Origin of the sequence: Ruminococcus sp. (genome assembly GCF_016287535.1) — a bacterium.
Taxonomy (GTDB): domain Bacteria; phylum Bacillota; class Clostridia; order Oscillospirales; family Ruminococcaceae; genus Ruminococcus.
This window is the reverse complement of the sequence record NZ_JAEFAJ010000023.1, coordinates 12355-31514: the sequence shown is the minus strand read 5'-3', so window position 1 is coordinate 31514 and position 19160 is coordinate 12355. Positions and strand designations below refer to the sequence as shown.

The window sequence follows — 19160 nt, the reverse complement described above, 5'->3', positions numbered from 1 at the left end:
CCGCCACAAACAGCCATAAAGAGGTGCTGAACTTCTTTATGGCTGTTCCCATTGCCAACTCCTTACATTTTTACGGGTCCGGAAACGTAATATTTCGTGATTATTACCACTGTGCAACTGATTGACACAGGCGCTCCAATATGTTATACTATTAAAAAGTTGTTTTTACATATTATGTAAAAACGCAAATGCATTTAGGGAGATATGATTATGAAAGAAGCATTACTTGTTATCGACGTCCAGAACGATTACTTCGAGGGCGGAGCCTGTCCGCTCCATGAACCGAAAAAGGCTGAAGAGCGTATAATCAAGCTCATTGCCGAAAGCAGGAAGGCAGGGCGTCCTGTTATCTATATAAAGCACATCAACTCCGACGATGAAGCCTTCTTCAACGAGGGTACATACGGCTGCGAGATATCAGAGCGTATCGCTCCGCTGCCGGACGATATCGTCATAAACAAGTACTGCCCGAACAGCTTCCTCGGCACCGAGCTGAACGACTGTCTGCGCAGTCTCGGCGTTGAAAAGCTGATAGTATGCGGAATGATGACTCATATATGCATAGATACTACTGTACGCGCCGCAATGGACCACGGCTATGAGGTAGCTCTCGTTGCCGACGCCTGCGCTACAAAGGACATTGAGTACAAAGGCGAGATCATACCCGCTGAAACAGTTCAGAAAACCTATATCGCTTCCCTTTCGGGAACATTTGCGGAGATCGTCTGAAGGGACAGGCTCCGTACATTAATAACAGTTTATAAGGCTCTAAGATCTACTCTTAGAGCCTCGCATTTACCAACACAAATATCTAAATCTGTCACAGGAAGGTGGATACAATGAAAGTCGCTTTTTTTGATACCAAGCCCTATGATACTCCCTCCTTCGAGAAATTCGGCAAGGAGAAGGGTATAAAGTTCAAATTCTACGAGACAAAGCTCAATGAGGATACAGCAGAACTCGCAAAGGGCTGCGAGGCTGCCTGCGTTTTCGTAAATGATACCGTCAACGCAGCCGTTATCGACAAGCTCTGCGCTCTCGGCGTAAAGGTTCTCGCGCTCCGCTGCGCCGGCTATAACAATGTGGACATCAAATACGCAAAGGATAAGATAAAGGTAGTCAGCGTTCCTGCTTACTCGCCCTATGCTGTCGCAGAACACGCAATGGCACTTCTCCTTACGTCGATACGCCGCGTCCACAAGGCGTTTATCCGTACAAGAGACCATAACTTCTCACTGAACGGACTTACCGGCTTTGACCTTCACGGAAAGACCATGGGTGTAGTGGGAACAGGTAAGATCGGTCGTATCTTCATAAATATCTGCCGCGGTTTCAGCATGAACGTCATTGCTTACGACAAGTTCCCTGCCAAGGACAGCGATATAGACTATGTTGAGCTGGACGAGCTTTTCAGCCGCAGCGATATCATTTCCTTCCACTGTCCCCTCACAGACGAGACCTACCACATGATAGATGAAAAGTCCATAGAAAAGCTGAAAAAGGGCGTAGTTATCGTAAATACCTCAAGAGGTGCTCTCATAGACGCAGAGGCTCTCCTCGAAGGCATAAAGGCACGTAAGATAGGCGCTGCCTGTCTCGATGTATACGAGGAGGAAGCGGACGTTTTCTTCCAGGACTTCTCAGGTCATATCATCGCCGACGATACCCTTGCAAGACTTATCTCCATGCCTAATGTTATCGTTACTTCGCATCAGGCTTTTCTTACGGAAGAGGCTCTCAGCAATATCGCCGAAACTACGGTGAATAACATAATCGCCTGCCACAAGGGCGAGGAATGCCCTAACGAGCTCCATATATGAGGTGACGGAAATGCTTACAGGAAAAACTGTTTTACTTGGCGTCACAGGCTCTATCGCCGTATACAAGATATGCAACCTCGCACGTATGCTCACAAAGCTTGGAGCTGACGTACACGTTGCCATGACCCCCAATTCGCTGAACTTCGTTCACCCGCTTACCTTTGAGACCCTTACTCAGCACAAGTGTCTTATAGATACCTTTGACCGCAATTTCGAGTACAGCGTGGAGCACGTCTCCATTGCGAAAAAGGCTGACGTGGTAATGATAGCTCCGGCTTCCGCAAACGTCATCGGCAAGATTGCAAACGGTATCGCAGATGATATGCTGACTACCACGGTAATGGCTTGTACCTGCAAAAAAATAATAGCTCCGGCTATGAATCATAATATGTTCCACAACCCTATAGTTCAGGACAATATCGAAAAGCTGAAAAAATTCGGCTATGAGATAGTGGAGCCTGTCCGCGGTATGCTGGCAAACAGGGATATCGGCGACGGAAAGCTCCCTGACGAGGATACTCTCCTTGAGTACATCGTCCGTGAGGCTGCCTTTGAAAAGGACCTTGCAGGCAAAAAGGTACTCGTTACCGCAGGCGCTACCCGTGAGAGCATAGACCCGGTACGCTTCATATCCAACCACTCCAGCGGAAAAATGGGCTTCGCTCTTGCAAGAGCAGCTATGCTGAGAGGCGCCGACGTTACTGTAGTTGCGGCGCATACCGACGTTGAACCGCCTATGTTCGTAAATGTAGTTCCCGTAAAGTCCGCTGAGGATATGTTCAATGCCGTAAAGGAGCGGCTTGCGGAAACGGATATAGTAATAAAAGCGGCAGCAGTCGCGGATTATACTCCCGTTACAACTGCCGACAGCAAGATAAAGAAGTCCGACGGAGATATGAGCATACCCCTGAAGCGAACTACTGATATACTCAAATATATCGGCGAGAACCGCCGCAAGGGACAGGTTGTCTGCGGCTTCTCTATGGAAACGGACAATGTTATCGAGAATTCCCGCGCAAAGCTCACAAAGAAGAACTGCGACATGATATGTGCAAACTCTCTCAGAAGTGCAGGTGCAGGCTTCGGTACCGATACCAATATCATAACGATGATAACCAGGAACGATACCGAGGAAATGGAGCTCATGTCCAAATTCGACGCGGCAAATGTTATCCTCACAAAGCTTAAAGAGATATCTGAAAAATAATGGCTAACGACATCTTATTCGGCGAGTTCAAAGCGCTTACCTACAAGATAAAAATATACCATATCGTAGCGGTATTTGTATTATCGGCGCTGTTGTTATCGTTATCGGTCTTCAGCTTTTGCTCCTCGCTAAGCAAAAAAGAAAACTGCACCGCTACGGTTTACGGTACAGTCTCATACATCAGGGTCGACAGACAGAACAAATGGAGATATCAAAACGGCAAAAAAGAAAGATACACCGAAACCACTATGACCACATATATTTCGGTAGAAACAGACGGTGTTTTCACCAAAGGCACTATCATCACGAGCAAAAAAATGAAAACGGGAGACAAAGTGGTCATAAACTACGATCCCGATAACCCGAACACATACTACCTCAATAATGATACGGGAGAATTCATTTTCCTGCCGATGATCGGAATATTCTTACTTTTAGTCGGATTGGCCATGACGCTTTTGTACCGCATCAATAAAAGGGAGCAGAACAGCTTTTACTACTAATGAACAGCAAATAGCGGGGCGAACAGTGTTCGTCCCCTTTACATCAAAAAAGACCTCCGTATCAGACGGAGGTCTTTTATCATTCATTTATGATGCCTTGTTGGAAAACTCTTCCATCAGCTTCATCCATTCATTGAACTCTTCTTCTGTCATGTTGTCCTTGTAGTCCTCATAATTGTATTCACTGGGGTCAAACTCAAAGGAGAAATTGCCGCTGCTGTCCCAGTCGTAATCATCATCATCATCGTCCCAGTCGTAATCCTCCTCATCATCGTCCCAGTCATAGTCATAATCGTCATCTTCCCACTTGCTACTGTATGCCTTGCGTCTTTCATAGCCTTCAGTAAAGCTGTTTGCAGCGCTTGAAGCCGAAGCCTTGTCAAAACCGATATCTTCAAGTGTGAGCTTTACAAATGCTGTGAGATCCTTTTCGTTGATATAGTCATCTATATCTAAGTCGTCCATAGTCTCTGGATCAAGTACAAAAGCTCCGCTCTTGTCAGGGAGATCGACCTTTACGCCGTAATCATATGCGTATGATAATCTGATCTTACCGTAATCAGTGTCCTTGATACGGAGATCATAGGAAATGACTTCTCTGTTTCCGTCAGTATCGAATGATATCTTTATAGGATCTACCTTTGGGATATCAAGTGTGAAATCACCGCTGAACAGTAACTTGTCTTCGTCCTTCAGCTCTACATCGCTGAAGCTGAGAACAACATCCTTATTGACCTTATCTTTTACGTAATCGTCCTCATCTTCATCATAGTGATAATCATAATCGCAGAAGTCGAATGTGATGTCTCCTGTAAATACCTTTTTCTTTGCTACGGCATTGAGCTTTGCGCCAAACTCTTTCTCGCCGTCAGATACAGAAACTATCTCGCCTCTGATATTGTCTCCGTCCTTGCCGATGAGAGCGGTCAGGGACTCGTCGTCGTCGTCAGAGAAACCAAAGCCGCGGATAGTACCCGTAGCATCAATATATGTATCCATTGAGAAAACTATATCGTTATCGTAATCGTCTTCCTCAAGGTCTTCCTCCAAACTCTTGATGACATCATCTAATTTGTCAGCGAACTCGTCATCGTCATCACATTCGCCCATCTTATTGACAACGATATTTCTGATGACCTTGTCGTTCTTCATTTCCTTGGCAAACTCAAGAGCAAGTCTGTCAGCGTCCTTATCGGTAATATCAACTGTAGCCACAGTATACTTTACCTGTATATCACATATATCAATGCTCTCGCTCTTTTCGACCTTTACCTCTTCAACGAAATCGTTCCATACAGTAACGTATCTGTTGACCTCTTCCTCTATCTCCTCAGGAGTTATGAATGTAGAAGGATCATCAAGAGCTGCCTTGTATGTATTTAATATACTGCTACTCACACCGCGCAAAGAAGAATCATCTTCATCAAGATCCAAACAGATCCACTGCTCCTTGAGTTCGGGGATACGGAAGAAGTAATCCATAGACTGCGCGTCTGACGCAACGTCAACGCTCAGAATGCGCTTTCCGTCCATTTCAAAGCCTGCATTTGAATTCACACTGCCCTTTTTGGTCTTTCCGCTGACTGTAAACGCATACTTATCGGTATTATCAATGATATTAATAAGCTGCCGCATTTCGTCGCTTTCAGAACCGCCTAAATTGTTGGTCGCAAAATCCTTTGCAGTCTGTGAAGGCTCATAGGACAGCGAAACATCTACGGACTGACCCTGTTCATACTGTTCAAGGCGCTTCTTGTAATAGTCGCTTACCTTCTCGCCTAATGTCTTTGAATTCTTTTCATTTACCCATGCATAATACTTTTCGGGCTTGCTCAGACGCAGCTTTACCTGATTCTTTACAGTATCGGATGCTGCGTATGCAGTTACGGAACCGCCTGCTAAAACAACTGCTGATATACCCCCTATCAGAGCTGCCTTCTTGCCCCTGCCCTTTCTGGTAACATTCTCTACGCCTGAAACAGTAGTTTCATAGCTGTTTGAGAACTGGTTATCAAACTGGGTATTATTGAATACATTTTTGTTTTCGTTTTCAAACATTGTAATTCCCTCCATAATATTATATCACTCGGAGCACTGCGCTCCTTATGTCAATAATATCACAAACTTTTTCAAAAGTCAATATTTCCCTATATTTGTTTTCATGCTGTAACAAATAATTTTGAATTCGTTCACAATTTGACTGTATATCCTGAAAAAACAGGGCAATACTATTTACGGTCCGATGCGGATCCAATAATCAGAACGGAGATTTTCTCATGGAAGAACAGAAGAAAAACAAAAGTATCAAATGTGATGTTTCTCAGTGCAGACACAATCTGGTATCAGAGCATTACTGCACTCTCGACTGCATATCAGTGGGAACTCACGAGGACGATCCCACTGTGCCGGAATGTACAGACTGCAATTCATTCGTAGTCCGTTCAGGCTGCTGCGATTAAAAGGGCAAAAAAAATAAGCAGTTCCTCTTACGGAACTGCTTATCGTCCTTTTTTGATTACTCAGCGTTGGGAGCTCCAACAGGACATACGCCTGCACAAGCACCGCACTCAACGCAAGCGTCTGCGTCGATAACGTACTTGCCGTCGCCCTCAGAGATAGCGCCTACAGGGCACTCTGCTGCACAAGCGCCGCAGCTTACACAATCATCAGAAATAATATATGCCATATTTCATACACCTCCGTGTTATTCGGGAGCCTGCGCTCCTCGTATTTTCATTTTAACATATCTGAGTAAAAAATCAATACTTTTTTGTTAGTCTGTACTTACATTAAAAGCTATTCCGCTGTATTACGCTGAAAACAGCCTGAGAGTCTGCCTCTCAGGCTGTTATTTCATCATTTTTTCTTCTTTGCTTTGCTTCCGCCTTTTTTGGAAGCATTTGCAGGCTTTTTCACAGTCTGTACAGCTTCCGAGTCTTCGGTCCCTGATTTTTTATCCTCAGTCTTTTCCGCAGCGGTTACGGCATCGTTTTCAAATTCCGCGCAGGAGGCTCCTGCAACCGTCCAGAATACCGGAGCATAAGCTATACTGCTGCAGCCTATCAGGAAGAGGAGCACTCCTCCCACTGTCAATGTGAACAGCAGCGTCACCTCTGTATACTTCTTTCTGTGTGCAGCCTTTGCGCCTGCGATGAGCACAGGCACGAGTATCATTATAAGCGCTATAAGTGAGGGTATACCTCTTGTAGCCGCAGTATAAAGGTATTCGTTGTTTACCTTGTCAAAGACCATGCTGTTCTTTGTGTGGCGGAGCATATCCACAACATCCTCATAGCCTGCGGCTGATCTGAGCTGAGGATATACAAGCTGCTCCGGACCGGTTCCCACCAGCTTGTTGTCTCCTATGATATCCATCGTCTTTTCAATGGTATACCAGTAGTATGTCGAAGTATCGTCTATTTCAAGGATCGAATCATTAACAGGTCCGGAAGCGCCTGCCCTGATATAGCCGTCAGCATACCATGCTATTTTTCCGTCATGCAGTTCGTAGGAATCCTTGACTCCGAAAGCTCCGGCATTTATAAGACATACCGCAAGACCTGCGAATGCAGCCGCAACAGGCAGTGCCACAAGGCGGAGCTTAGGAGCTTTCTGCCTGAACGCCACAACAGCAGCCGCTATAAGCGCGAAAGCGAATCCGCATATACCCAAAAGCGAATATGTGTACATCATTACGAATGAAAACAGAGCAGCCGAAACAAGATATATTATCCTGCACTTTTTATTGTCAGAGTTTATGAAAGCTATGAGAGCCGCCGTCAGTGAGAGCGTCAGCAGCATTGCCAGAAACAGAGGAGACAATGAAAGTCCTGAGGCTGCGTTCAAAAAGAGATCCTCTTCACCGATCCAGCCTACATAATCATAATGAGAGAGTTTGCGTGTCAGTATCTGTACCAGCGATATGATCCCATTCAGTGCACCCACAGCAATAACGCCGTTTATCACAAGTTTCACAGCGCTCCTGCGCTTGAGAGTTATGGCAGTTATAAAGAAGCAGCCATAGAAGGCTATTGCAAGAAGTCCCTCATATCTTTCTGTAAAGCCGTAAAAGCCTACTCCTGCGTCATAACCGTTGATAAGCGAGACTATTCCCCATAGTATCATGGCTCCGAAAGCACATACGGGAAGCTTTGCCGCTTTTGGCAAATACTTCTTCATCAGAGCTATAATGGCGAGTATCATGCTGATAACTCCGCCCACGGCAAGTCCGCCGGCAGTCATGGCATACGAGAATTTATAATCGTTTACCTCAGGGAATATGGTGAACAGCGGTATCAGTAACATTCCTATAACAAGTCCTCGGGAAGCAAGTCTGGAATACTGCTCCTCGGTCATATTCAGGATAAAGTTTGACTTCTCCGTTGTGTGAAAAATGGTTTTCGGGTCTTTTTTCAATGTTTTTGCCATTTATAATCTTTCCTTCCTGCGCACCATGAAAAGACCGGCGCCGGTCAAACGGTACACATTATTAACATCATTTTCTTGAAACTGTAACAGTATAGGTATTATCGTTGTTTTCACTGACTTTTATGACAATTCCGGGGTCTAAATTCTCACGGCCTGCTTCGTCATACCATGCAAAGCCCTTGTACTTATTCGATATCTCAGCACCGTCCCTGAAGAAATTGTCCCTGTCGCCGTCATTGACGAGCCTGATAAAGCGTTTGCCTTTATCTTTGTTTGTATACTGGTCGTTTCCGCTCTCATACATGAAGTATTTCCGCCAGCCGTCATCAAGCTCTGTAGCTTCTATATGCTTTACGCTTATGCCGCTTCCGGTAGGACGCCAGTAAAAATGTGTCTTTACCTTGCTGTTGTTCGCGTCAAGAGTAAGGTACTCCACGATGATAAACTCAGTCTTGTAGCTTCCGTCAAAAGGCTTTCGCGGTATGATAAGGCAGTTGCCCTCGTCTGTCTGTCCGTTGGTAAGTATGAAGGACTGCTCTCCCTTTGCGGGATCGTACACCTGTATCTGATCCTCCTTCATCCAGCCGAGCATCAGCTTTGAAACTGCGGAATAATCCGAGAAAGCCTCGTCCATAAGGTCGTAGCCGGCAGAACCGTGCATACCCTCGAAATCCTCAACACCGTAAAGATAGAAATCGGGAAGTCCCATACAGTGTCCCATTTCATGTGAATAGGTCGCTATAAAGTCAACGTAGTCGTTATACTGTGTTATTGCGGTATTGCCTGTGATGACGTGTCCCGGAGTCATTCCGTCGGGCTTCAGCCAGTCATCGCCGTAGTAGCCTCCCGCGCAGGGCCACCAGTCATCAGTGTCGGAAGAGGACGGCACACAGAACAGCATAGCGTCGATGACGCCGTCGCTGTTTGCGTCAAATTTGCTGTAATCGACAATACTGTCCATATTCCTTATGACCTCTGTAGTGAAGTCGGATTTATATATATCGCCCTCATATGCGGAAATATTCTTCTTGCAGGTATATCTGTAAGCCTTGCCGCTCAGATTGAGAGAGCCCTTTGAAGCTCTCGAATAAAAAGCGCTGAAGCTCTCAAAGGGATAAGCCGAGGACTGATCGTTCTCAGCGCCGAAGGCAATTTCCTCTATCGTATCCGTAGAGGGCTCATACTCGAACCTGCAGTCAGGGAAATCAACGTAGAATATCAGAATATTCACATCGCCCTGTGACGGCATACTGCCGTACATATCCTTTACAGGGGGAGTTATGAAATCATTTTTCGGTGGGGCAGTCGTTGTGGTGGTAGTTGTTGTGGTGGTGGTAGTTGTTGTTGTGGTGGTAGTTTCGCTCTCCCAGCGGAGTATCTCCGCCTGCGGGACAGAAGCTATCGCTACCTTGCGGAGCTTTACAAGGTCAAATATTTCAATTGTTCCGTTCTGATCCATATCGGCTTTCTGTATCTTATCCCCTTTTGGCGTCAGCAGAGAATCAGCCCTGCCGTCCATTCTGATAAGGTACTTGACGCCTGCCTCCATACTTAGAACGCTTTTTTCGCCCAGTTTTTCCGTACCGTGAAGGTACTTTGTAAGCAGTACGATATCAGCGACGCTGACTAAACCGTCGCCGTTCAGGTCGCCTACGACATCTGCGTGCTTCCATGCGGCTCCCGCAGACAGAGGAAGCAGCGATACAGCAAGCAGCACTGAAGCGGCAGCCGATGCAAATATCCCCCATAGTTTCTTTTTCATGCACAAGCCCCTCCTAATAATCATATCACCTTTTTGCATTTCATTCTGAAGGCACAGGGAAACTCCCGGTGTCTCCACAGTGAAATAAAACAAGGCTGTCGAGCATAAAGCCCGACAGCCAAGACGACTGCGCAAACGGATCCCGTTCCGCAGTATAGTGCATTATTTTGCGTAGTCAGTGACTCTGCTCTCGCGTATGATATTGATCTTGATCTGACCCGGATAATCCATTTCAGTCTCGATCTGCTGCGCGATCTGTCTTGCCACGAGTACCATCTTCTCGTCGTCGATGATCTCAGGTGTGACCATGATCCTGACTTCGCGGCCTGCCTGAACAGCGAAGCACTTTTCAACGCCCTCGTAGGAGTTGCATATCTCCTCAAGCTTCTGAAGGCGCTTGATGTAGCTTTCGTAGTTTTCGCTTCTTGCGGCAGGTCTTGCAGCTGAGATAGCGTCGGCTGCCTGAACTATGCAGGCGATTACTGTCTTAGGCTCGACATCGTTGTGGTGAGCTTCAACAGCATGGATAATAACAGGATTTTCGTTGTATTTTTTACAAACGTCAACACCTATCTGAACATGAGAGCCCTCGATCTCGGAAGTAAGAGCCTTACCGATATCGTGGAGAAGTCCCGCGCGTCTTGCGATATTTGCGTCAACGCCCAGCTCGGAAGCAAGAACTCCGCAGAGCTTGGCGACCTCGATAGAATGATCGAGGACGTTCTGTCTGTAACTTGTACGGAATTTAAGACGTCCGATGAGCTTAATAAGCTCGTGGTTGAGACCGTGAACATTGGTCTCGATAACTGCGCGTTCACCTTCCTGCTTGATACGGTACTCTACCTCACGGCGAGCCTTTTCGACCATTTCCTCGATACGTGTGGGATGGATACGTCCGTCAGCTATGAGCTTTTCGAGGGATATCCTTGCCACCTCTCGTCTTATCTGGTCGAAGCAGGAAATAGTTATTGCTTCGGGAGTGTCGTCGATGATGAGATCGACGCCGGTAAGTGTCTCAAGTGTTCTGATATTGCGACCTTCGCGGCCGATTATACGGCCTTTCATTTCATCATTGGGGAGAGGGACAACCGAGACGGCAGCCTCAGACACCTGATCGGCAGCGACCTTGGCGATGGCAAGTGAGATATAGCTTCTTGCCTTCTCCTGACATTCGTCCTTGATAAGCTGCTCATAGGCTGCTATTTTTACAGCCTTTTCGTGTACGAGGTCATCCTCAAGCTTTGAGATTATGTACTCCTTAGCCTGATCCTTTGTGAATTCTGAGATACGCTCCAGTATATCCATCTGGCTTTTCTTGATGGAATCGGCTTCCTTCAGTTTTTCGTCAGCCGACTTTATCTTCTGGTTGAGCGTTTCCTCCTTTTTCTCAAGGTTATCTGTCTTCTTGTCTAAATTCTCCTCTTTCTGCTGCATACGTCTTTCCTGACGTGACAGCTCTGCTCTGCGATCCTTGATCTCTTTGTCCGCTTCTGTGCGGAGCTTATGTATCTCGTCCTTAGCCTCTATGAGAGCGCTTTTCTTCTTATTGTCGGCGTCCTTTTCGGCGTCCTCGACAATACGTTCAGCCTGCTGCTCGGCAGAGCCTACTATAGCCTCTGCATCGTGCTTGCGCTTTTCGACGCCTGCTTCAACGCCCTTTTTGAAGAAAAGAGCATATCCTATGCCTACGCCTGCTGCAAGCGCTATGAGAATAAGAGCGATAGCAAGACCTGGGTTCATACAGTGCATTACCTCCTTTTTCGTAAAAATAATCAAAAGTTTGTATCATAATTTTTAATTATTACTTAAAGGCGGTAAATGCCGCATTATTTTATTCATTTGTGAGTATATAGATCAACAGCTGAGCTTATACCTCAGCCGGCAAAAAATTAGACGGACGTTATAATCCCCGCCCAAGATTTGTTCCATAATCATATTTGAACCGCTTGATTTATATATTTATTCAGACTGCGGATAATGATGTAAAACAAAGCTGCATATACTGCCATAGTAATATTATGCAAATAAATACAACATAATTATTATATAATATTTTAGTGTTCCTGTCAATAGATTTCAATGAATTAAAACGCTGCGTTCACAAATTATTTTCAGACAAGAAGAAAAGGACGGGTGGTCCGTCCTTGATTATCATTTCATTTTATCTGCGTACATTACCTGTCATTTCCGGCTTCTGGCATATAGCACAAAAGACACAGTGAATAGCAGTGCAAAAGCACCAACGGAGACCGGTCCTATAGCTAACTGCGTCAAAAGCTGCAAATACCACCAGAAGAAGAATACTCCCGTCAGCAGCTTTAGTCTGTCGGTCAGCGAAACAAGGGACTGCTTCTCAGCCTTTGCCACTCTGACGGATATTATTTCAAGGACTGTGAGCAGTACCAAAAACGCGAGCAGGATTGCCAGCAGGAGCTTTCTGTCGTAATAAGCGTCAAAATTTGCCGAATAGACCAGTCCCCGGTATGCAGGATCCTCATAAAGCGCTTCATCTGAGGGATATCGCCCCCAGCACTCCGCCAGAGCCGCCGCCGCACCTGCGGTCAGCAGCCACGGTATCAGGCGGCACAGCCGGTGGAAAAGTCCTGAGGGAGCGGATTTTTCCGCTTTCTCCCTGTATCTGATATATGTGACCGTCTCCGCCATAATTCCTGTAACTGACGCAGCTGCTATAAGTCCAAAAACAAGCCTTGCCTTATCCGTATCAAGAGGCTGCTGAAGAGCTACACAGCTTGACCAGTAAGCGAAAAACAGGCTCACCAGCAGAGCGATACAGTCAAGGGTCAGGCAGAGCTCCGTCCGGAAGCGCTCCTCACCCTTTTCGCTTATCCTCAGACCTGTCTTCTTTTTTCCTATAAGGCGGCAGGCAAGCGCTATGCCTGCAATGGCGATACCGCCTATCACATGGGGATAAAAGCCGAAAAACTTTGACGCCACAACATCGAAACTGCCGTCAGAGTCAAAATGTACGCCTATCTCCTCAGGATAGTCTCCCCACTTTATAAGGTAAAACACCAGACTTGCACCGAGTATAAGTATACTCACGGTCAGAAGTATACGGTGTACCGTCTTTATTTTCCCGTTCATAGCAATATCCCCCCCTAAAACACAAAAGCCGCAGTATTTTTCAGACTTAATAGCAAAAATACTGCGGCATTTTATTCTCCCGTCAAGGGCTTACTTTTTCTCCGGCTCAGGCTCAATAACAGGCGCGTCAACGGCGTTCTTCCTTACGCTGGCGATACCCTTCTTGCAGCTGTCCTTCTTGACATATCCCTCGCTTGCAGCGATGATCTCACCATTTTTTGCTTTAAGGCGGAATCTGAATTCGCCTGACTTGTCCCTGTAGATCTCAAACTTAGGATTGCTTTCCGACTGGAAGCCTTCGATCGTCTGATCCTCAAGATTAGCAACGGGAGCGTTCTTGGCAACGCTTGCGATACCATTCTTTACGCTTGCAAGTGTATTGTAGACCTCTCCGCCTGTAGCGATGATCTCTCCGTTACCTGCCTTCAGACTGAACGTATAGCCCGTCTTGGTAGCCTTGATGATAAATTTTCCCATAATTACTATTCAACACCTTTCAGCAAAAGTATTATTAAATCGAGACTTATTCGATTTTGTATCATAATTATAACTTAAATGAGCAGACTTGTCAATAGATTTTGTTAATTTTCATCAAAATGTATAACAAATCCTACTCTCCAAGGACAGGGAAACAAATAAAAATGGCGGCTGCTATCGCTGCCGCCGCCATTATACTCTATTTTTCAAGTTCGATAAAGCTGTCGGGAACAGTCTCGCATACGCAGGCGAAATAGCCCTTGCTCCTGAGCTGTTCAGCGCATATCCCAGCCTGCTCCGCAGAGCCGAATATACCGAATACAGCCGAGCCGCTTCCCGTCATAACGGCTCTGAAGGAGCCGCCGTCAAGCATGGCAGTCTTTATGTCCTCCACCTCCGGAAGCTCCACAGCCTGCTCAAACAGGTTGCCGAAGAACTGATAAGCCGTCCTCGGAGAGCTAATCACAGCCTCTGCCAATTTCTGCGTCTCAGGGTGCCGTGGAGATATAAGTCCGTCAATGCTCCTGTATGCCTCAGCAGTGGATACCCCCTCCCTGCCCTTGGCTATGACCAGTATCTTTCCCGAATAATCGGCTATGGGAGTTATCCTCTCGCCTATGCCCTCAACATAGGCTGTACCGCCGGTGAGGAAGAAGGGGACGTCCGCTCCCAGCTTTTCCGGCTTGCTGACGCTTTTTCCGGTAAGTCTGCCGAGACAGTACAGCACAGCCGCAGCGTCGGTGCTGCCGCCGCCCATACCCGCCTGAGAAGGTATGCCCTTCTTTATATGTATACGGCAGCCGCAGTCCATGCTGTTCTCCTCAAAGAACAGCTTTGCCGCTTTGTACGCGATATTTCTCTCGTCGCAGGGTATCGGGTCGGAGCTTGCGAACTCCTCCGGCACTTCACAGGTAAGCTTTATGCCGCTTTCCGTAAGCTCAACGGATATCTCGTCGTACAGCCCTACTGTCTGGAAAACGCTCTCTATGGTATGATAGCCGTTGGGGAGCTTCCCGGTGACGTCAAGGGCAAGATTTATCTTTGCTGCCGTTTTTATTTTCATTTTTTCTCAGCCTCCAGCTTTTTCAGGAACTTCTCAATGCGCCTTATCGCCTCCATAAGATGCTTGAGAGAATAAGCGTAGGATATGCGTATATGTCCTTCTCCGCTCTCGCCGAAAGCGCTTCCGGGAACTGTAGCCACTCTTTCCTCAAAGAGCAGTCGTTCACAGAACTCCTCACTTGTAAGACCTGTGCTCTTTATGCACGGAAATACATAGAAGGCTCCTTCCGGATTGAAACAGGTCAGTCCGAGGCGGTTGAACTCGCCCACAAGATAGCGGCGGCGGGTATTATACTCAGCCACCATTTTCGCTACCTCCTCATCGCATGAGGTAAGAGCTTCAACAGCGGCGTTCTGACTGATAAAGGGACTGCACATGATACCGTACTGATGTATCTTTGATATCTGTGATATGATCGGTGCGGGCGCGGTGACATAGCCGAGCCTCCAGCCTGTCATGGCATAAGCCTTTGAGAAGCCGTTTACGTATATGGTACGCTCCCTCATGCCCTCCAGCTCGATAATGGAGAAGTGCTTCATGCCGTAGGTGAGCTCGGAATATATCTCGTCAGTCAGCACCATTATACCGGTATCACGGAGAAATTCCGCTATCGGTTCAAGGTCATCCCTCGTCATTACCGCTCCCGTGGGATTGTTCGGGAAAGGCAGTATGAGCAGCTTTGTCCGCTCAGTGACCTTATCCCTGAAATCTTCAAGGGTCAGCTTGAAATTGTTCTCGATATGTGTGGGTACGGAAACAGGTACGCCTCCCGCCAGCTCCACAAGGGGAGCATAACAAACGAAGCAGGGCTCTACCACAAGCACCTCGTCACCCGGATCAAGAAGTCCGCGTACAGTGAGGTCTATAGCCTCTGAGCCTCCGACGGTAACGATTATCTCCTTGTCAGGATCGTACTTCACGCCGTGTTCCTTTTCGATATGGGCGGAAATGGTATTTCTCAGTGGAGCGATACCCTTGTTGGGACCGTAAATTATGTGCTTTCTCTCCAGCACCTGTATAGCGGATTTCCTTATAGCCCAAGGAGTATTGAAGTCCGGCTCGCCGACTCCGAGGGAGATGACATCTTCCATAGTTCCTGCGATATCGAAGAACTTACGTATTCCTGACGGCTTTATGCTCTTTATCTTGTCCGAAAGGACCTTGTCGTAATCTATCACGATCAGCCGAGTCCCCTTTCGTCAGGCTCTTCACCGTCAATGAAAATGCCTTTTTCCTTGTATTTTTTCAGTATGAAATGGGTCGATGTGGAAAGAATACCGTCTATTGTTGCAAGTCTCTCCGAGACGAAGAAAGCCACGTCCTTCAGATTGCTGCCCTTTACCTCTACCGCAAGGTCGTATGCTCCGGAGGACATGAGGCTGACGCTCTCAACCTCGTCGTACATCATTATAGTCTTTGCGATATCGTCGAAGCCGCAGTCACGCTGAGGAGTTACCTTCAGCTCGATAGTGGCGTAAACTACGGAATCATCGTAGAGGTCATCGTTTACTATAACGCTGTAGCCCTTTATGACGCCGCTCTTTTCCAGCCTTTCTATCTCAGCTGCTGCCTCCTCCGCTGAAACGCCGAGCATTTCGCCCAGTTCTCTGTCGGAAATACGGGCGTTCTGCTGTAATATCCTTATAATATCGTTCATAGTATCAGTTCCTTTCATTATTATCAGTATTCAACGTATTCGCCCTGAGTATAACCGTAGTATTCAAGCACGTCGTCCCAGGTCTTTTCAATGAAGTTCGTATAGCCGAATCCCATATCAGAATCACCGACATACTTTTTATCCCGTTCGGTGTCCCAGCAGAAAACCTGTGATACGCTGAAACCGTTGAATACCAGGATATACTCTATGTCTCCGTGCTCCGGGACCTCCCAGTCAAAATCCGCTGTAAACGGAGCATCCTTGCTCCATTTGCCGTAAAGGTAAAAAGGGATATCCGATGTGCCACGGTTGAACTCCCAGCCGATCGATGAAGCAAGTATGCATGATTCAAGCATATCCTCGTCTTCAAGGTCCAGTTCCCTGCGCGGCTCTGTAGTATACACGGTATTGTCCTTTTTCAGCTTCAGTCCGGTATATTCTCCCTTGGTGAAGCCGTACTGCTTCAAAACCTCGCTCCATTTCACATCTGAAAGTATATCGGAATCCTTTACATCTCCGCAGAAGCCCACATAGTCATCATCGTCGTATTCCTTACACAGTATCAGCCTGTCAGGAACGCCTTTATCGCTGAACATCATGATAAACTCAATATCATTGTCGTCCTTCAGCAGACAGTTTTCCCGGAGATACTTTCCCAATTCGCCCTCACTCGTACATGAATACAATATATCCTGATCCGCGACGCATTCCTTATCGAGCAAAAAAAACTCAGCTTCATGCAGCATACTCATAGCGTAAGAAGACGCTCTGGCTTTTCTGCTCTTTTCAAGATAGCCCCGCATACCTGACTTTTCCTTCTTCTTTTTGCGGGTCGTGGTCTCTGCGGAAGCGGTATCCTCCGCGGCAGTGGTCTTCTCTGCGGCAGTAGTCTCTTCCGCAGCAGTGGTGCTGTTATCTTCTTTCCCGGTCTTCTCAGATGAAGATTTGCAGCCAGAAGCCGATACGGCTGCAAGAAGAACAAGTCCGAACAAAAAAGTGCGCTTACCCATTATATCCGCTCCATTTCACACGATATCTGTAAAATACGGTTTTCTCTTCCTGAAATAAGCAAGTCTCCTGAAACCTGCGGCTCGCGCAAGCTCCGCACCGTCTGCCGCATTGGCGGCTATGTCCTCAACGGTATGGGAATCGGAACCTATGGTGATTATCTCTCCGCCAAGATCACGGAACAGCTTGACATATTTAAGATCCGGGAAGCAGTCGCCGAAGCCCTGTCTCAGTCCCGAAGTGTTTATCTCTATACCCTTGCCGTTCTGCGCAAGATTGCGGAAGGTCTCACCTATCATATCATCGAAGCGGCTTATATCAGCGCATATGCCGTGCCTTTGCTTCATATAGCGCAGACAGTAGGTGATATGACCGACAACGTCGAAAAGGTCTGTTCTGCTCAGGTCGTATACTTCCCTGAAATAGCGCTCCAGCAGGTCGTATATCTCGTCCATGGTCAGTTTCTCATAGTCTATGAAGTAAAAGTCCTGCTCTCCAAGCACCTGATGCACCGAGCCAATTATAAAATCCACTCTATTGTCGGCGTTCACTGTCTTTGCCGCGTCAGTATCATGGAGTATCTGTCCCAGCTCAACGCCGCAGATAAGATTCAGCTTACCTGCGTACTTTTCTTTCATTGCAGTTACCGCAGATACTGACCTTTCAAAATCAGAGGCATAATCAAAGCTCTCCCTGACCTGCTGCTCGGCTTCGGAATAGTGTTCTCTGCCGTACCATGCATTGCACTCGCAGTGGTCCGTTATAGCGTAAGCCGCAAGCTCAAGCTCAGCCGCCCGCCTGACACATTCGTTGATATCTGCCTCGGAATCCACCGAAAACTGTGTATGTGTATGGCAGTCCATAAGTTTCATTTTCTCAGCCCCATTTATTTATTATATAATCAATGTCCGCCCAGCCCTTCAGTGAAAACGGGCTTGACACAGATCAGGGCACTGCGCAGATTCCCCGACTTATAGAGGATCTGCGCTCCCTGAACATAGTTCATTGCACTCATTATAACATATTAAGGTAAAAAATGCAACTGCCGCTCAGCCCATATGTGAATATATTATCTCTCTTATCTCCTCGCCGCGTTCGTTAAACATATCCAGCTGCCGAAGCAGCTCCTCTGCACGGGCTGAACATTCCGCAGCGCTCTTACTGCGGAAATATCTCTCTTCACTCAGGCTGTCGGCAAGATATCTTGCGGCAAGTTCACCCGTCAGCCAAAGCACACCGTAATACAGCGACTTTACCTCGTCCCCACCGAGAAGCTCGGCAAGTCCCTGAGCGAAGCCCTGCGTGACATCGCGTATTTCCGCCGTAAATTGCTCTTTTCCGCGGCAGACCGAGCGAACAAGGTCGCCGTAGTCTATGGCTGCATAGCCGTACATTGCAGTATCAAGGTCGATGATAGTCGGAATATCACCGATTATGATATTATCCGGCTTTGCGTCGCCGTGTATCACACGTTTTTTCAGCGTATCCGTAAAGACCTGTCCGAGAGCATCGCGGAGCTTGTCAAGCTTTGTCATTATGCTGCGTTCTGCTCCGTTTTTTTCGGAAAGCCTCGCAAAATAGCGGTCAAAGTCGTGAAAGCCTTCAATAGCGGGAGTGTGTGAAAGCTCCTGTCCGTCCATCGCCCTGATGAATGTGCCAAATGCCCGTCCCGCCGCCGCGGCAGTTGCCGCGGCGCCTGCGGTCGCCGGGATATACCTGTACATACGCCATACACTTTCGTCGGCGACCGCATAGTTTTTATCGCCGCAGGCGATAAAATGCGGGACGGCAATATCCGGAACCGTCTGAAAAGCCGCTTCGATACGGCTTATATTGTCCATAACAGTTCCGGGAGAACGAAAAACGGAGCTGTTCAGCGACTGCATGATATATTTTTTATTTTCACAGACAACAAGAAAGGTCCGGTTTATGTGCCCTGCCGACAGCTCTGTGAGACTTTCGGCTTCGGGAAGCCCGAAAAGCGCAGGTATATTGCGGATATCCATAGTATCACCTCTTGTTTAATGCGTAATTGTAGGGACAGCTTCCTCAGAGCTTAGAACTAAGAGCTAAGAACTAAGTGTAGGGGCAAGTTTCGCTCGCCCGTCAATTACATCAAATGTGCTGTAA

Annotated in this window: 18 protein-coding genes; 5 read left to right on the top strand and 13 right to left on the bottom strand. The window is 47.1% G+C overall.

All coding sequences use genetic code 11. The features are described 5' to 3' along the window. Nucleotides 1-210 precede the first annotated feature (210 nt). The 4 genes from QZZ36_RS09260 (at nucleotide 211) to QZZ36_RS09245 (ending at nucleotide 3530) form a co-directional block, all read left to right on the top strand. On the top strand, nucleotides 211-729 hold the full coding sequence (locus QZZ36_RS09260; RefSeq protein WP_295080440.1) for a cysteine hydrolase family protein: 519 nt from the start codon (nucleotides 211-213) through the stop codon (nucleotides 727-729). A gap of 110 nt (nucleotides 730-839) precedes the next feature. Continuing rightward, nucleotides 840-1820, top strand: coding sequence for a 2-hydroxyacid dehydrogenase (locus QZZ36_RS09255; RefSeq protein WP_295080437.1), 981 nt, complete (start codon nucleotides 840-842; stop codon nucleotides 1818-1820). 10 nt (nucleotides 1821-1830) lie between these two features. Next, nucleotides 1831-3027 (top strand): bifunctional phosphopantothenoylcysteine decarboxylase/phosphopantothenate--cysteine ligase CoaBC, encoded by a 1197-nt coding sequence (coaBC, locus tag QZZ36_RS09250; RefSeq protein WP_295080434.1) that lies wholly within the window; start codon nucleotides 1831-1833, stop codon nucleotides 3025-3027. Further along, on the top strand, nucleotides 3027-3530 hold the full coding sequence (locus QZZ36_RS09245; RefSeq protein WP_295080431.1) for a DUF3592 domain-containing protein: 504 nt from the start codon (nucleotides 3027-3029) through the stop codon (nucleotides 3528-3530). Before coaBC ends, QZZ36_RS09245 begins: the two co-directional genes overlap by 1 nt. Nucleotides 3531-3617: 87 nt before the next feature. Here the strand turns inward: QZZ36_RS09245 and QZZ36_RS09240 are convergent, their stop codons facing one another. Beyond that, complete coding sequence (locus QZZ36_RS09240) at nucleotides 3618-5588, bottom strand: DUF6583 family protein (RefSeq protein WP_295080428.1); 1971 nt, start codon at nucleotides 5586-5588, stop codon at nucleotides 3618-3620. 218 nt (nucleotides 5589-5806) lie between these two features. On the opposite strand from QZZ36_RS09240, the gene QZZ36_RS09235 reads away from it, so the two are divergent. Continuing rightward, nucleotides 5807-5989, top strand: a complete 183-nt coding sequence (locus QZZ36_RS09235; protein WP_295080425.1) for a DUF1540 domain-containing protein — start codon at nucleotides 5807-5809, stop codon at nucleotides 5987-5989. Between the two features lie 56 nt (nucleotides 5990-6045). Here QZZ36_RS09235 and QZZ36_RS09230 read toward each other — a convergent pair whose 3' ends face one another. The 12 genes from QZZ36_RS09230 to QZZ36_RS09175 form a co-directional block, all read right to left on the bottom strand. Beyond that, nucleotides 6046-6216, bottom strand: coding sequence for a 4Fe-4S binding protein (locus tag QZZ36_RS09230; RefSeq protein WP_295080422.1), 171 nt, complete (start codon nucleotides 6214-6216; stop codon nucleotides 6046-6048). A 170-nt stretch (nucleotides 6217-6386) separates the two neighbouring features. After that, nucleotides 6387-7958, bottom strand: coding sequence for an O-antigen ligase family protein (locus tag QZZ36_RS09225; RefSeq protein WP_295080419.1), 1572 nt, complete (start codon nucleotides 7956-7958; stop codon nucleotides 6387-6389). A 67-nt stretch (nucleotides 7959-8025) separates the two neighbouring features. After that, on the bottom strand, nucleotides 8026-9720 hold the full coding sequence (locus tag QZZ36_RS09220; protein WP_295080415.1) for a dockerin type I domain-containing protein: 1695 nt from the start codon (nucleotides 9718-9720) through the stop codon (nucleotides 8026-8028). A gap of 162 nt (nucleotides 9721-9882) precedes the next feature. Next, nucleotides 9883-11460 carry a ribonuclease Y gene (rny, locus tag QZZ36_RS09215; protein WP_295080412.1) on the bottom strand — a complete coding sequence of 526 codons (1578 nt, stop codon included), beginning with the start codon at nucleotides 11458-11460 and terminating at the stop codon, nucleotides 9883-9885. 441 nt (nucleotides 11461-11901) lie between these two features. After that, nucleotides 11902-12825, bottom strand: a complete 924-nt coding sequence (locus tag QZZ36_RS09210; RefSeq protein WP_295080409.1) for a DUF1648 domain-containing protein — start codon at nucleotides 12823-12825, stop codon at nucleotides 11902-11904. 90 nt (nucleotides 12826-12915) lie between these two features. Further along, a complete protein-coding gene (locus QZZ36_RS09205; RefSeq protein WP_295080406.1) occupies nucleotides 12916-13302 on the bottom strand; it encodes a YegP family protein in 387 nt (128 codons plus the stop codon). Between the two features lie 199 nt (nucleotides 13303-13501). Continuing rightward, complete coding sequence (gene ispE / locus QZZ36_RS09200) at nucleotides 13502-14365, bottom strand: 4-(cytidine 5'-diphospho)-2-C-methyl-D-erythritol kinase (protein ID WP_295080403.1); 864 nt, start codon at nucleotides 14363-14365, stop codon at nucleotides 13502-13504. After that, nucleotides 14362-15543, bottom strand: coding sequence for an aminotransferase class I/II-fold pyridoxal phosphate-dependent enzyme (locus tag QZZ36_RS09195; RefSeq protein WP_295080400.1), 1182 nt, complete (start codon nucleotides 15541-15543; stop codon nucleotides 14362-14364). Before QZZ36_RS09195 ends, ispE begins: the two co-directional genes overlap by 4 nt. A 2-nt stretch (nucleotides 15544-15545) precedes the next feature. After that, a complete protein-coding gene (locus QZZ36_RS09190) occupies nucleotides 15546-16022 on the bottom strand; it encodes an Lrp/AsnC family transcriptional regulator (protein WP_295080397.1) in 477 nt (158 codons plus the stop codon). Between the two features lie 23 nt (nucleotides 16023-16045). After that, nucleotides 16046-17032: a hypothetical protein gene (locus tag QZZ36_RS09185; RefSeq protein WP_295080394.1), complete on the bottom strand. Its 987-nt coding sequence runs from the start codon at nucleotides 17030-17032 to the stop codon at nucleotides 16046-16048. 15 nt (nucleotides 17033-17047) lie between these two features. Continuing rightward, complete coding sequence (locus tag QZZ36_RS09180) at nucleotides 17048-17902, bottom strand: histidinol-phosphatase HisJ family protein (protein ID WP_295080391.1); 855 nt, start codon at nucleotides 17900-17902, stop codon at nucleotides 17048-17050. Nucleotides 17903-18079: 177 nt separating this feature from the next. After that, nucleotides 18080-19036, bottom strand: coding sequence for a phosphotransferase (locus QZZ36_RS09175; protein WP_295080388.1), 957 nt, complete (start codon nucleotides 19034-19036; stop codon nucleotides 18080-18082). Nucleotides 19037-19160: the final 124 nt, after the last annotated feature.

Coding starts and splice junctions, on each gene's coding strand:
- QZZ36_RS09260 (WP_295080440.1), top strand. CDS start 211: ATGAAAGAAGCATTACTTGTTATCGACGTCCAGAACGATTACTTCGAG.
- QZZ36_RS09255 (WP_295080437.1), top strand. CDS start 840: ATGAAAGTCGCTTTTTTTGATACCAAGCCCTATGATACTCCCTCCTTC.
- coaBC (WP_295080434.1), top strand. CDS start 1,831: ATGCTTACAGGAAAAACTGTTTTACTTGGCGTCACAGGCTCTATCGCC.
- QZZ36_RS09245 (WP_295080431.1), top strand. CDS start 3,027: ATGGCTAACGACATCTTATTCGGCGAGTTCAAAGCGCTTACCTACAAG.
- QZZ36_RS09240 (WP_295080428.1), bottom strand. CDS start 5,588: ATGTTTGAAAACGAAAACAAAAATGTATTCAATAATACCCAGTTTGAT.
- QZZ36_RS09235 (WP_295080425.1), top strand. CDS start 5,807: ATGGAAGAACAGAAGAAAAACAAAAGTATCAAATGTGATGTTTCTCAG.
- QZZ36_RS09230 (WP_295080422.1), bottom strand. CDS start 6,216: ATGGCATATATTATTTCTGATGATTGTGTAAGCTGCGGCGCTTGTGCA.
- QZZ36_RS09225 (WP_295080419.1), bottom strand. CDS start 7,958: ATGGCAAAAACATTGAAAAAAGACCCGAAAACCATTTTTCACACAACG.
- QZZ36_RS09220 (WP_295080415.1), bottom strand. CDS start 9,720: ATGAAAAAGAAACTATGGGGGATATTTGCATCGGCTGCCGCTTCAGTG.
- rny (WP_295080412.1), bottom strand. CDS start 11,460: ATGAACCCAGGTCTTGCTATCGCTCTTATTCTCATAGCGCTTGCAGCA.
- QZZ36_RS09210 (WP_295080409.1), bottom strand. CDS start 12,825: ATGAACGGGAAAATAAAGACGGTACACCGTATACTTCTGACCGTGAGT.
- QZZ36_RS09205 (WP_295080406.1), bottom strand. CDS start 13,302: ATGGGAAAATTTATCATCAAGGCTACCAAGACGGGCTATACGTTCAGT.
- ispE (WP_295080403.1), bottom strand. CDS start 14,365: ATGAAAATAAAAACGGCAGCAAAGATAAATCTTGCCCTTGACGTCACC.
- QZZ36_RS09190 (WP_295080397.1), bottom strand. CDS start 16,022: ATGAACGATATTATAAGGATATTACAGCAGAACGCCCGTATTTCCGAC.
- QZZ36_RS09185 (WP_295080394.1), bottom strand. CDS start 17,032: ATGGGTAAGCGCACTTTTTTGTTCGGACTTGTTCTTCTTGCAGCCGTA.
- QZZ36_RS09180 (WP_295080391.1), bottom strand. CDS start 17,902: ATGAAACTTATGGACTGCCATACACATACACAGTTTTCGGTGGATTCC.
- QZZ36_RS09175 (WP_295080388.1), bottom strand. CDS start 19,036: ATGGATATCCGCAATATACCTGCGCTTTTCGGGCTTCCCGAAGCCGAA.